This window comes from Methylocystis sp. sgz306128 (assembly GCF_056032725.1).
In genome coordinates, this window is the sequence record NZ_JBVYWO010000015.1 from 38710 (window position 1) to 51463 (window position 12754).

At 55.0% G+C, this 12754-nt stretch carries 12 protein-coding genes and 1 pseudogene; 12 read left to right on the forward strand and 1 reads right to left on the reverse strand.

Annotated elements, in window-relative coordinates:
• Positions 1 to 47: 47 nt before the first annotated feature.
• The gene (locus AC0N03_RS15695) at positions 48 to 536 is read right to left on the reverse strand and encodes an IS3 family transposase (protein ID WP_474289852.1); all 489 of its coding nucleotides are present in this window, start codon (positions 534 to 536) and stop codon (positions 48 to 50) included.
• A gap of 92 nt (positions 537 to 628) precedes the next feature.
• Here AC0N03_RS15695 and AC0N03_RS15700 point away from each other — a divergent pair.
• The 12 genes and pseudogenes from AC0N03_RS15700 to AC0N03_RS15755 all read left to right on the forward strand — a co-directional run.
• Positions 629 to 805 (forward strand): annotated as a pseudogene (locus AC0N03_RS15700) (transposase); the annotation flags it as partial.
• Positions 806 to 1129: 324 nt separating this feature from the next.
• Complete coding sequence (locus tag AC0N03_RS15705; protein ID WP_474289853.1) at positions 1130 to 1840, forward strand: GntR family transcriptional regulator; 711 nt, start codon at positions 1130 to 1132, stop codon at positions 1838 to 1840.
• Complete coding sequence (locus tag AC0N03_RS15710) at positions 1837 to 2748, forward strand: dihydrodipicolinate synthase family protein (RefSeq protein WP_474289854.1); 912 nt, start codon at positions 1837 to 1839, stop codon at positions 2746 to 2748. Before AC0N03_RS15705 ends, AC0N03_RS15710 begins: the two co-directional genes overlap by 4 nt.
• Positions 2741 to 4258 carry an aldehyde dehydrogenase gene (locus AC0N03_RS15715; RefSeq protein WP_474289855.1) on the forward strand — a complete coding sequence of 506 codons (1518 nt, stop codon included), beginning with the start codon at positions 2741 to 2743 and terminating at the stop codon, positions 4256 to 4258. Before AC0N03_RS15710 ends, AC0N03_RS15715 begins: the two co-directional genes overlap by 8 nt.
• Positions 4255 to 5583, forward strand: coding sequence for an NAD(P)/FAD-dependent oxidoreductase (locus tag AC0N03_RS15720; protein WP_474289856.1), 1329 nt, complete (start codon positions 4255 to 4257; stop codon positions 5581 to 5583). The genes AC0N03_RS15715 and AC0N03_RS15720 overlap by 4 nt, the downstream gene beginning before the upstream one ends.
• A gap of 80 nt (positions 5584 to 5663) precedes the next feature.
• The gene (locus AC0N03_RS15725; protein WP_474289857.1) at positions 5664 to 6515 is read left to right on the forward strand and encodes a glycine betaine ABC transporter substrate-binding protein; all 852 of its coding nucleotides are present in this window, start codon (positions 5664 to 5666) and stop codon (positions 6513 to 6515) included.
• 92 nt (positions 6516 to 6607) lie between these two features.
• A complete protein-coding gene (locus tag AC0N03_RS15730) occupies positions 6608 to 7699 on the forward strand; it encodes a quaternary amine ABC transporter ATP-binding protein (protein ID WP_474289858.1) in 1092 nt (363 codons plus the stop codon).
• Between the two features lie 15 nt (positions 7700 to 7714).
• Entirely contained in the window at positions 7715 to 8563 is an 849-nt protein-coding gene (locus AC0N03_RS15735) for an ABC transporter permease (protein WP_474289859.1), read from the forward strand.
• Positions 8560 to 9411, forward strand: a complete 852-nt coding sequence (locus tag AC0N03_RS15740) for an ABC transporter permease (protein WP_474289860.1) — start codon at positions 8560 to 8562, stop codon at positions 9409 to 9411. The genes AC0N03_RS15735 and AC0N03_RS15740 overlap by 4 nt, the downstream gene beginning before the upstream one ends.
• Positions 9412 to 9444: 33 nt before the next feature.
• Complete coding sequence (locus AC0N03_RS15745) at positions 9445 to 10443, forward strand: 4-hydroxyproline epimerase (RefSeq protein ID WP_474289861.1); 999 nt, start codon at positions 9445 to 9447, stop codon at positions 10441 to 10443.
• A gap of 177 nt (positions 10444 to 10620) precedes the next feature.
• Positions 10621 to 11520, forward strand: a complete 900-nt coding sequence (locus AC0N03_RS15750) for an ornithine cyclodeaminase family protein (protein WP_474289862.1) — start codon at positions 10621 to 10623, stop codon at positions 11518 to 11520.
• A 29-nt stretch (positions 11521 to 11549) separates the two neighbouring features.
• Positions 11550 to 12602, forward strand: a complete 1053-nt coding sequence (locus AC0N03_RS15755; RefSeq protein ID WP_474289863.1) for a proline racemase family protein — start codon at positions 11550 to 11552, stop codon at positions 12600 to 12602.
• Positions 12603 to 12754 lie beyond the last annotated feature (152 nt).

Consider the following 12754-nt stretch of genomic DNA (forward strand, 5'->3'; position numbering starts at 1 on the left):
ATTTGATGGAGTGAACCCCTAGGACTGGACCAGCGAGGAGCTTCAAACTAAGCCGCTTGCTGGGCGAGTTCAGTTTCAAATTCTGCTGGTGACCGGTAGCCGAGGGCTGAGTGCAGCCGCTTGGCATTGTAGACCTCTTCGATGAATCTGGGCAACCGCTCGACCACTTCCGAGAAGGTCTCGTAGCCGGCGGGGTAAATATCTTCCACTTTCAGCGTCTTCATGAAGCTCTCTGCCTGCGCATTGTGATAGGGATTGCCGACGGCACTCATTGAGCCGTTCAGTCCCGCCGCATCAAGCGCCCGGCGATAGGTTTCGCTTGCGTATTGGCACCCGCGGTCGGTGTGATGAATGCAGCCTGGTGGAGGTTTCCGGTTCTCGATGGCCGAATGCAATGCAGCTAACGCTAACGGCGTGTCCAGGCGTTTCGACAGAGCATAACCCACAACCTTACGGCTGCAGGCATCGAGAATGACGGCCAAATAGCAGAAGCCAGCAGCGGTGCGGATATACGTAAAATCGGCGACCCAAACCATGTTGGGTCGAGGCGATCTGCCCCCAGGAAACTGGACCGTTTTTGATTAGAGTTTTTCGCGCTAATTTCTCCCGGCCGGGAGGAGCAAAAACGATGAAAGCAAGCCAATTTTCCGACGCTCAGAAGGCGTTTATTTTGAAGCAAGGGGCTGACGGCGTGCCTGTGGCAGACATCTGCCGGAAGGCCGGGATTAGCCAGGCGACCTATTTCAACTGGAAGAAGAAGTACGATGGGTTGCTGCCAACCGAGATGAAACGGCTAAAGTTATTAATTTCCTTCTCGTATTGAACAATTTTTCCATCTAATGGCGGTCCGCGCTATCGAGAAATATTTGTTAAATTTCAGTGGTTTGATTAAGTCAAAATGGATCAGAGCAGAGTGAGAAATGGGTCAATCTGAAGCGAAATTTAACAAGGAGGGCTTTTTCGTTTGCGTGCTAGCCAGATGGCCCCACAGGCAATGTATTTTTAAAATGTTTTATTTGTATTTATAAAAAATACAATTTTGTTGACACGCATCTGAACCCGTGTAATTTTTGGCTGATCAAGTCGGCGGCGCCTCACAAGGAGGCGTGAATTCACGAGGAGCTTCCAGATGAAAAGCGGCAAGAGTGGTTTGTACGAGGATCTCAAGCGTCAAATTCTGACGATGGAACTCGGTCCGGACGAAGATCTGGATGAGGCGACACTCAGCGAGAAATATGGCCTGTCACGTACTCCCGTCAGGGAAGTCTTTCGCCGTCTGGAGGGCGAAGGTTACGTGGATATACGGACCAACCGGGGCGCTCGCGTAGTTCCGATGAACCATTCTACCTTGCGGCATTTCTTCCTGGTTGCGCCGATGATCTACGCTGCCATCGGCCGGCTCGCGGTGCAGAATTTCAAGCCACGTCAACTCGCAGAGCTCAAAGACACGCAGCAGCGTTTTCGTAGCGCAGGCTTATCGGGTGATGCGCTTGGACTGGTGCTGGAAAATAACCGGTTCCACGAGATTATCGGCGAGATGTCGGGGAATGCCTACCTTCAGCCCAGTCTAGGCAGGCTGCTCATCGATCATGCCCGTATCGGTCACACTTTCTTCCGGCCACGCAACGACGATATGCGCAAGCGTCTCCAGCTTGCAGTTGAGCATCACGACGGCTTCATCGAGGCTATCGGCTCGCATGAAGAAGATCAGGTTGTCGACCTCGTGTTTGAACACTGGGAATTGTCCCGCGAAAACATGGAAATGTTTATCGCGCCACAAGGGCTCAAAGCGGATGCGCTCGTCGAAGCGACTGCTCCATCGATGGAGAAAATATCTTGAAATTCGAAGGTATATACACACCGGCAGTCACGCCGTTCAGCCCGGACGGGCAGATAGACCGCAAAGCTTTTGCGGCCATACTCGAGTCTCTGATCGAGGCCGGGGTGCATGGCATTATCATCGGTGGTTCCACGGGTGAATACTATGCTCAAACCGCGCAGGAGCGCTATGATCTCGGCGCGTTCGCCAAGGATGTGATCGGCAGCCGGCTGGCGCTGATCATCGGCACCGGCGCCACGCGCACGGAAGATTCGGTTGAATATGCCAAGGCGGCCAGAGAAATCGGCGCGGACGCGATTTTGGTCTCGTCACCCCCCTATGCACTACCGACGGAACGCGAAAACGCCGTTCACGCCCTGACGGTGGACCGGGCGGCCAATCTCCCGATCATGCTGTACAATTATCCGGCGCGTATGGGCGTTGTCATGGGTGAGGAATATTTCTCCCGCGTGGGCAAGTCCCGGAACGTTGTTGCGATCAAGGAAAGTTCGGGGGACATGACCAACGTCCACCTGCTTGCCCGCAAGTTTCCGCATATTGCTCTTTCCTGCGGATGGGACGATCAGGCGCTAGAATTCTTCGCTTGGGGTGCCAGGAGCTGGGTTTGCGCCGGCTCCAATTTCCTGCCCCGCCAGCATGTAGCGCTCTATGAGGCCTGCGTGGTCGAGAAGAATTTCGACAAGGGGAGGGCGATCATGACCGCCATGTTGCCTCTGATGGATTTTCTCGAGTGCGGCAAATTCGTTCAGTCGATCAAGCACGGATGCGAACTGATCGGCCTGAAAGCCGGCTCTGTCCGTGCGCCGCTGCGCCCTCTCAATTCTGAAGAAAAAAGAACCCTCCAGACTGTCGTTACCACTTTGAAGCGTACGGTCGAACAGATCACGTCGGGAGCAAACAATGCATGAACCTTTGACCGCTGCCGAATACAAGGCAATTGCACGCAACCTCATTTTTCCGGTCAATGCATTTGTTGACGGCGCTTTCCGCCCAGCCAATTCCGGGAAGACTTTCAAGACAATAAATCCCGCCACGGGCGAATTGCTGGGTGAAATCGCGGCCTGTGATGCTTCTGATGTCGATTTTGCCGTGGCCAAGGCCAGGCAGGCGTTCGATGACGGGCGCTGGCAATTGCTTGCGCCGGCAGAGCGCAAGGCCGTATTGCTCCGATTTGCCAAGCTGATCGAAGATAACCGGCATGAACTCGCCGTTATGGAAAGCCTCGACAGCGGCAAGCCGGTTCGCGAATGCCAGACCGTTGATGTCGCCGATACGATCAACACCATCCGCTGGCACGCAGAACTGATCGATAAGCTCTATGACAATACGGCGCCGGTCGGCTCCAAGGCATTGACCATGGTGGTGCGGGAACCGATCGGCGTTGTCGGCGCCGTTCTTCCCTGGAACTTCCCGTTGCTTATGCTGGCATGGAAGATCGGTCCTGCTCTGGCGGCGGGATGCTCCATAATCGTCAAGCCCGCTCAAGAAACCACGCTGACGGCGCTGCGCTTGGCGGAACTCGCCTATGAGGCTGGCGTTCCGGCCGGTGTGTTCAATGTCGTCACCGGTGGCGGCAAGGAAGTTGGCGAGCCTATCGGTTTGCACATGGATGTCGATATGGTCACCTTTACCGGATCGACACCCACCGGCCGGCGCTTCCTGCGTTACGCGGCGGACTCCAACCTGAAGCGGATTGTGCTTGAATGCGGCGGTAAGAACCCGGCGGTGGTGCTTGAGGATGCCGAAGATCTTGATCTGGTAGCTGAGCAGATTGTTACCGGTGCTTTCTGGAACATGGGCGAGAACTGCTCGGCGACGTCGCGCCTGATCGTTCATGCCAGCGTCAAGGACGAACTTTTGCAGCGCATTGGCGCGTATATGCGGGACTGGAAAACCGGCGATCCGCTCGATCCGGAAAATCGTATCGGCGCGCTCGTCAGCAAAGCTCATTTTGATAAGGTTAAATCCTATCTCGACGACGTCAGGAAGGAGAAGCTGTCCTTCGCACATGGCGGCGATACATCGGGCGGTATTTATGTCGTTCCTACAGTTGTTGACGGCGTGATGCCAGAGAGCCGGTTGTTTCGGGAAGAGATCTTTGGCCCCGTGCTCTCGGTTACGACCTTTACTTCACTCGAGGAAGCCATTGCCCTGGCTAACGACACGCCGTACGGCCTGACGGCTTCTGTTTATACCGGCAGTCTGAGGAAGGCGATCAGGTTGTCGAGGGCGATCCGGGCCGGTGTGGTCACCGTCAACTGCTTCGGCGAAGGCGATGCCACAACACCTTTCGGCGGATATAAGGAATCTGGCTTCGGCGGACGCGATAAATCGGTGTTCGCACATGACCAATATACCGAGCTGAAAACAATCTGGATTGATGTTTCGGAACGCTCTGTCGACGAGACGGTCCGATGAAACAGATTGTCGTAAAGCGTCTGCCGGCGGAATCGGGGATTTCGGGTTGGGAGGCAATCAGCAAGCGCAACGTGCCTGTTCAGGCGCTTGAGGGCGACGTTCTGGCGGATTGGCTGATTATCGGCGCCGGATTTGCAGGTCTCTCCGCGGCGCGTCGACTGTTGCAACTTCAGCCCGGCGCAAAAATCGTCGTGCTAGAGGCCAGCGAGATTGCCAAGGGGACTTCGGGTCGCAACTCCGGTTATATGATTGATGTTCCACATAATCTTTCTTCGGGGGAATATTCAGTCGCGAGTGAAGCGGCAACTGCGCTGGAGATTGAGCAGAACCGTTTTGCCATCTCCTTTGCCGCTGCTGCGGCGGCTGAATATGGCATGTCGAAGCGAACCTTTGATCCATCCGGGAAGATCAACGCGGCCGCTACGGCGCGCGGTATGAAGCTTAATGCCAATTATGGCCAGTCGCTGGCGCGCATTGGCGAAAAACACCAACTTTTCGACGCAAATACCATGCGGGAAATCACCGGCTCCGACTATTATCTCGGGGGGCTTTACACGCCGGGCGCCGTGATGATTCAGCCGGCTGATTACATCCGTGGATTTGCGGAAGGTTTGAGCGGAAAAGTTCAGTTCTTTGAGAACTCGCCGGTTTTGAAACTCGAGAAGAAGGGCGGATCGTGGATCGCGACGTCACGCCGCGGCACGGTTGGTGCTGCGAAGGTGATCGTTGGGGTCAATGGTCACATCGAGGATTTTGGCTATTTTGGCGGCCGTCTGATGCACATTTTCACTTATGCATCGATGACGGCTCCGTTCGAGAATGCCGCTGGCCGAGAATCGTGGGCTCTTTTGCCCGCCGATCCCATGGGGGCGACCGTGCGCAAGATTGCCACGGATCAGGGCGCCCGCATCGTCATCCGGACCCGGTTCACCTATGACAGGACGGTTGACGTCAGTGACGCGCGCTTGGCCGGCATAGCGCAGGAGCAACGTCAGTCGCTTGATGCAAGGTTTCCGCATCTTGCCAATGTTCCGTTTGAATATGTCTGGGCTGGCCGTTTGTGCCTCAGCCGGAATCACGTGCCAGCTTTTGGCGAACTAGAAGAAGGCCTCTATTCTGCCTGCTGCGAAAATGGTCTGGGAACGGTCAAGAGCACATTGGCGGGCATTATGGCTGCCGATCTCGCAACCGGAACGAACTCATTACAACTCGAAAAGTTCATGGATCAGCCGAAGCCCTCAAGGCTTCCGCCGGAGCCCTTTGCATGGCTTGGCGTCAATGCGGTGATCCGTTTGCAGGAATTGCGTGCGGGCCGGGAAAGATAAGGCAGCTACGCCGCGCAATGTGGAGGCGGTGCTTGCACCGGGCTTTCAGGGATAACCGAGACGAATAGGAGGAGCAAAACATGAAGACATTGTGGAAAACGCTGTGTGCCGCGGCGATGGTCGGAATGACCATGCTGTCCGCTCACGCGGAACAAAAGTCCATCACCATCGGTACGATGTCGTGGGAGGATCTGACACCAATTACCGGCATCACCAAGAAGGTACTCGAAGATTCGGGCTATACCGTGAAGGTGGTTCCGTTTTCCGAATGGGGTATCGCTTATGCGGCTCTGACCAAGGGCGATATCCAGATATTGGCGTCGCAGACCGACTATGTGGCTCAGGATTACTGGGATAAAAACAAGAAGCGCCTTGAGAAGATCTCACCGGTTTCCCATGGTCTTTATCAGGCCGTCGCTGTGCCGAAATACGTGCCCATCGACTCCATGGATCAGCTTAACGATAACGCTGACAAGCTTGGAGGCAAGATTATCGGCATTGAGCCTGGTTCAGGGCTGATGCGAGATGCCGCAAGTGCCGTCAAGGCTTATGGGCTGAAACTGCAGCTTGTCGAAGGCAGCACGGCTGGCATGACTGCAGCGTTGAAGGCTGCTACCGAGCGCAAGGAATGGATTGCCGTGACGGTCTGGGAGCCGTCCTGGATGATGCAGAAATATGATTTGAAATTCCTCAAGGATCCGAAGGCCGTATTTCCGCCGCCGCAGAGCTATTATTGGATCGGTCACAAGGGCTTTTCTGCCGAGAATCCTCACGCGCGTGAAGTGATTGCCAGCGTCTATGTTCCGCTTGCAGATATCACGGCAATCAATAGCGAGGTCAATGACGGCAAGACGATGGACCAAGCGGTGAAATCCTGGATCGACAGCCATGCCGATCTTCTGAAACGCTGGGAAAACATCAAGGCTGAATAGAGTCTTGGAAAGTCAGGTCACCGTTGCACCGGTGACCTGACCATTCTGCCAGGACAGAAACGCCAGTATCCGACTGGTTCGCGGAGAACGCTATGAATACCGACATGAATGACGTTAACGACATTTTGATCGATTGCCAGTCTGTCTGGAAAATTTTCGGCACGCGCGCCAAGGCTGCCGTCGAAGCGGTCAAACGAAACGGACTGACGAAAAAGCAGGTCTTGACGGACTTTGATTGTGTTGTTGGCGTTTCCGATGCCAGCATTCAGGTCCGGCGCGGAGAGATTTTCTGCATTATGGGGCTTTCCGGCAGCGGCAAATCGACACTTATTCGCCTGCTCAACCGGTTGATCGAACCCAGTCTTGGCAAAATTCTGGTCAAGGGCAAGGACATTTCGACTCTGAATGCATCCGAACTGCGTGAGATCCGCTCCCGGCACATCGGAATGGTGTTTCAAAGCGTCGCGCTCCTGCCCAACCGGACCGTGCTGGAAAATGCAGCATTTGGCCTTGAAGTGCGTGGAGTTTCAAAAGACGTGCGTCACGCGGCGGCGCGTTCGGCACTGGAAAAGGTTGGCTTGTCGGACTGGATCAGCCGTTATCCTTCTGAATTATCCGGTGGTATGCAGCAACGCGTTGGGCTGGCACGAGCCATTGCCGCGGATCCCGAGATCATTCTGATGGACGAGCCGTTCAGTGCGCTGGATCCGCTGATCCGCCGCCAGTTGCAGGATGAATTCCGGCAGCTTACCAAATCACTCGGCAAATCGGCTGTCTTCATCACGCATGATCTGGAAGAGGCGATCCGGATCGGCGACCGCATCGCCATCATGAAGGATGGCGTCATCGTTCAGGTTGGCAACGCGGAAGAGATTGTCACCCGGCCTGCCGATGCCTATGTGGCGGAATTTGTGGCCGGAATCTCCAGAATTCATCTTGTAAAGGCGCATACGGTGATGGTGCCTGCGGCCGAGTACCGCAGCGCCCATCCCGACAGCGATATCGATGGGTTGCTTCGCACAACGCCGGAGGCGGATATCGCCGAACTCATTGGTGTGACTATGAGGTCGGAACGCGATGCGATCGCAGTCGTTGAAAATGATGTGGTGATCGGCGTTGTGACCACGCGAGGTTTGCTCTGTGGGGTTGCCGGAATGCCCATCGCCGAAACAGCCGCGCACTAGTCCGGGAGGGACGAAATGGACACTTCGGTCATAACCACCGCCTTTGATCAGTGGACAGACAATACGCTCGGCTGGATCAGCGACAATGGCGCATGGCTTTTCGATTTCATCACGGCGGTGCTCCAAGGCACTTACAATGGCGTCCTCTGGCTCGTGCAGCTAGCGCCGTTCTATGTCGTCGCCCTGATCGCCGCGGTGCTCGCCTGGCGGTCGATCAGCCTGCTTTCCGGCTTTCTCGTCGGATTGGCTTTGATCCTGTGTGCCGCGATGGGGCTGTGGCCACAGACTATGGCCACTCTGGCCCTTGTCATTACGGCCACGCTTATGGCTCTCTTCATCGGCATACCTCTGGGTGTGTTGGCCGGCTTCGTCCGGAGTTTTGACAAAGCGCTCGCGCCCGTGTTGGATCTGATCCAGACTCTGCCGCCTTATATATATCTTTTGCCGGCGATTGCATTGATGGGGTACGGTCCGGCCACCGCGCTCGTTGCGACTGTGATTGTCGCCATTCCACCGGCCATAAGGCTCACGTCTCTCGGTATCCGGCTGACCCCGCGCGAGTTCATCGAACTGGGGCAGGCAAGTGGCCTTACGCCCTGGCAGATGTTTGTCAAAATCCGGCTGCCCTTCGCAATTCCAAGCGTTATGGCTGGCATTAACCAGAGCCTGATGATGGCGTTCGGCATGGTGGTCATTGCGGGGATCGTTGGTTCCGGCGGTCTCGGCGAGACCATCTACAGCGCGGTGAGAACGTTGGACATCGCCATTTCAGTCAATGCTGCACTCGCCATTGTTGTTCTCACGATGGTTCTTGACAGGTTAACGCAAAGCCTTGCCCTTCGCGCCAATGGAGGCATGAGATGAATCCGGACCTTCTTTCATTCTCTCCGGGCGCCTATGTTGCTCCCATCATTGATTGGTTGAACACCAATTTCCACCCTTTCTTTGAATTTGTCACAAAGGCGGTGGAAGCCGCGCTCGGCAGAGTGGAGGCCACGTTACTCTTTGCCCCGCCGCTCGTGTTTCTTGGTGTCGTGGTTGTGCTGGCGGCGGTATTTGTCGGCGTTCGTGTTGCCATTACCAGCGCAGTCGCGTTGGGGTTCTGCTATCTGGCCGGCCTCTGGACCGCCTCGATGCAGACTCTCGCACTAGTACTCATGGCTGTGTGTGTTTCGGTGCTTATTGCGTTTCCTCTCGGAATACTTGCCGCCCGGTACAAGAAGTTCGAGGCCACTGTTCGGCCAGTTCTTGATATCATGCAGACAGTTCCGCCCTGGGTTTATCTCATTCCCGCGGTGATGATTTTTAGCCTGGGGCGGGTGCCGGCGCTCATAGCGACGATCGTTTATGGTGTGCCGCCGATGCTGCGGCTGACGACATTGGCCTTTAATCAGGTACCGAAAGACTTGCTTGAACTGGGGCAGGCCACTGGAGCATCGCCTCGTGCAATCTTGTTCAAGATTGAAATTCCAGCGGCGACTCCGACGCTGCTTCTGGGGCTGAACCAGTGCATCCTGCTTTCTTTGGCCATTGTTGTTCTTGCTGGACTTGTCGGAGCTGGTGGTCTCGGAGCCGAAGTGACCCGTGGCCTGACCAGAATGGAAATGGGCCTTGGTCTCCGGGCAGGGCTCTCGATCGTCGCGATTGCCATTCTGCTCGACAGGTTGTCTCGCGGTGCGCTTGAACGGGGCAGAACATCCGCCGCGTCTTGAGTCGAAAACGGCTTGCCTCTGAAAGGAAGACAAATGCGGCACAGCTTTTTCTGTATAGATTCCCATACATGCGGCAATCCGGTACGCCTTATTGTAGGGGGTGCTCCGCTTCTGCCGCACGTCTCCATGGCGGAACGGCGCGAGATTTTTATCCGGGATCATGATTGGGTTCGCAAGGCCCTGATGTTCGAACCACGCGGTCACGACATCATGTCGGGAGCGATCATCTATCCCTCGATACGAGAAGATTGCGATTTCGGCGCACTTTTCATCGAGGTTAGTGGTTGCTTGCCCATGTGCGGAGCTGGAACGATTGGTCTTGTCACGGCAGCCATTGAGCAAGGACTTGTGACGCCAAGAATTGCCGGGCGGGTTGCGATCGAAACACCGGCGGGAAGGGTCGACGTGGAGCTTCAGCGCAACGAAGAATTCGTCGAAAGCGTGCGCTTGTTTAACGTTGCAAGCTATTTACATGAAGCCGACATTGTCGTCGATGTCCCAGGTATTGGCGAACTTGTTGTCGATATAAGCTACGGCGGAAACTATTATGCGGTGGTCGAGCCTCAGAGTAACTGGTCCGGCCTTGCAGGTATGAGCGGCAGCAAGATCGTCGAGCTTAGCCAGAGGCTTCGCGATGTGCTTGCTCACCTTGCCGATCCGATACATCCGGAAGACGAGCGTATTCGTGGCGTTCATCATGTAGTCTGGTGCGACAGGGTGGAGGGCTCGAAGGCAGACGGCCGTTGTGCGGTTTTTTATGGGGACAAAGCAATCGATCGTTCCCCCGGAGGAACCGGAACTTCAGCAAGAATGGCGCAGCTATTCGGCAAGGGTCGCCTGAAGGTAGGAGATACCTTTCATCAGGAAAGCATCATCGGGACTATGTTTGAGGGTCTTGTAGAATCGGCTGCAAGCGTCGGAAATTTTAGCGGCATTATGCCAAGCATTGGCGGTTGGGCACGGGTGATTGGCCACAACACGATCTTTGTGGACGACCGTGACCCGTTGGCGCACGGGTTTCAAATCGTATGAAAAAGCAAAACCAACTTGCCAATCTTGGTCCGCATCGGTGGTTTGCTCAGCACCGTGTAGTTTTCTGCACTCGACCTCCAACAACGAGAGGGTTCTGGCTTGATTAATACGCCCCCAAGCCTATCAAACGACCGACTAAAAAATGGACAGTTGTCTCTGCTAACTTATGACGCGACTGTGCATTTGCTTAATTGGCGTAGTGCGATTGAGGCCTTGCGCCAAGGACATCGGCTGGCGCGCCCTGAACTCGGGGATCTGCTGCTAGGATCAGCGAAGGCGATACTGCTGAATCGCGCCGCCCACATCAAAGGTCTCGGCTATGCGGTTAAAGCCGAAACCGTTATTCCGAGCAATGCCGCAAGAGGTCTTCCCTCCGTACAAGGTGTGGTTCTGCTATACGATGTCGAAACTGGTTCCGTCCGTGCGATCATCGATAGCAAGCTTGTGACTGAATACAAGACCGCAGCAGACTCAGTTCTCGCCGCGCAGCTTTTAGCGCGGCCAGACTGTCGACATCTCCTCATTGTCGGCGCGGGCACTGTGGCTGCAAGCCTCGCCCGCGCGTACAGCGCGATTTTTCCGGCGCTGGAGCGGATCTCCATTTGGGCGCGCCGTTCCGAACAGGCCAAAGCGCTCATTGGTTCGCTGAAGGATGTGGAAACTGAATTGACTGTCGCTACCGACCTGAAGACGGCAGCTCAGACCGCAGACATTGTGTCTACCGCAACAAATGCACGAGAGCCAATCTTGTTTGGTGATTGGATCCAGCCAGGCACTCATATCGATCTGATTGGCGCATTCACGCCTGACATGCGTGAGGCTGATGATTCCTTGATGGCAAAAGGTCGCGTGTTTGTGGATTGCCGAGCGACGACTGTCGATTGCATTGGCGAGTTGATGCAGCCAATCGCTGCGGGTGTGATCAATCGTGCCGATGTTCGCGGCGATCTTTACGATTTGATCGATTCAACAATGCTGATGCGGCAAACGGCATCCGAAATCACAATCTTTAAAAATGGGGGCGGTGCGCATCTCGATCTTATGATTGCGGCATACATCGCTAATGCTGTCGACTAGGGCTCACTACGGATTAGGGAATTGAGAATATGGCATTTAAGAGAACAATCCAAGCTATCGATACGCATGCCGGCACTCCAATGCGTGTGGTTACAGGGGGTATTCCTTATATTCCGGGCACCACTGTTTACGACAAAATGAAGTGGCTGGAGAGTAACGATGATCAATTGCGGAAGTTGTTGCTGCGCGAACCACGCGGCTATCCGGCGCATTGCTGCAACATTATTGTCCCACCATGCCATCCTGAGGCCGATGCGGGCTATATAATATTGGAGCAGATCGAGTATCCAATGATGTCAGGCGGCAATACGATCTCTGTGGTAACAGTGCTTCTGGAAATGGGCATGCTTCCTATGAAGGAGCCCGTTACCGAATTGGTGCTGGAAGCTCCTGCCGGGCTGATCCGGATTAGGGCCGAGTGCAAGGACGGCAAAGTAAAAACGGTCACATTCAAGAACGTGCCAGCATTTGCGGTTTATCTTGATGCTATGATCGATGTGCCGCATCTTGGAAAGGTTACAGTTGATGTCGGCTGGGGTGGAATGTTTTACGTTATCGCAGACGTCCGCCAGTTTCGAGGCCTGGAACTGACGCCGGGTCATGGCAGAGAGATCACGCGGGTTTCGTCGATGATTAGGGAAGCGGCCATTGAGCAATTGTCTGTCGCACATCCAGACTATCCGGGCGTGGGGATTACGGTATCACAGCTTTCTGGGCCGACCGAGGATCCGGATGCGGATTGGAAAAATGCTGTAACGATGTCCTCGGGCGTGTTTTCCTGGGATGATCCTGCGACGTGGACCGGGGCGATCGATCGTTGCCCCTGTGGCACGGGTACCTGCGCCAAGATGGCTGTTTTGCACGCGAAGGGCGAATTGCCGCTTAATCAGGATTTCCGGCATCAAGGGATAATAGGCAACATATATACAGGTCGTCTTGTTGAAGAGACTCATATCGGCGACCGCCCCGCTGTTGTCCCCACACTTACAGGTACCAGTTGGATTTGTGGCTTGAACACGATTGTTTTGGACAATGATGATCCCTTTACAGACGGCTTTACCGTGGGGGACATCTGGGCCTGAAATCTAAGGATCGCGACATGAATCCCGAGGTGCGTCCATTTTGGGCAGATTGAATAGCCCCTAGAATTGTAGACACCTTGTCCCTTAAAAATGAGGCAAGGAGATCGTCATGGGTAATGCCAATTTCACAGAAGAATTCAAACAGGACGCGG

What these genes read in the sequence shown, in the direction of transcription:
- AC0N03_RS15695 (WP_474289852.1), bottom strand. Translation starts at nt 536, where the DNA reads ATGGTTTGGGTCGCCGATTTTACGTATATCCGCACCGCTGCTGGCTTC.
- AC0N03_RS15705 (WP_474289853.1), top strand. Translation starts at nt 1,130, where the DNA reads ATGAAAAGCGGCAAGAGTGGTTTGTACGAGGATCTCAAGCGTCAAATT.
- AC0N03_RS15715 (WP_474289855.1), top strand. Translation starts at nt 2,741, where the DNA reads ATGCATGAACCTTTGACCGCTGCCGAATACAAGGCAATTGCACGCAAC.
- AC0N03_RS15720 (WP_474289856.1), top strand. Translation starts at nt 4,255, where the DNA reads ATGAAACAGATTGTCGTAAAGCGTCTGCCGGCGGAATCGGGGATTTCG.
- AC0N03_RS15725 (WP_474289857.1), top strand. Translation starts at nt 5,664, where the DNA reads ATGAAGACATTGTGGAAAACGCTGTGTGCCGCGGCGATGGTCGGAATG.
- AC0N03_RS15730 (WP_474289858.1), top strand. Translation starts at nt 6,608, where the DNA reads ATGAATACCGACATGAATGACGTTAACGACATTTTGATCGATTGCCAG.
- AC0N03_RS15735 (WP_474289859.1), top strand. Translation starts at nt 7,715, where the DNA reads ATGGACACTTCGGTCATAACCACCGCCTTTGATCAGTGGACAGACAAT.
- AC0N03_RS15740 (WP_474289860.1), top strand. Translation starts at nt 8,560, where the DNA reads ATGAATCCGGACCTTCTTTCATTCTCTCCGGGCGCCTATGTTGCTCCC.
- AC0N03_RS15745 (WP_474289861.1), top strand. Translation starts at nt 9,445, where the DNA reads ATGCGGCACAGCTTTTTCTGTATAGATTCCCATACATGCGGCAATCCG.
- AC0N03_RS15755 (WP_474289863.1), top strand. Translation starts at nt 11,550, where the DNA reads ATGGCATTTAAGAGAACAATCCAAGCTATCGATACGCATGCCGGCACT.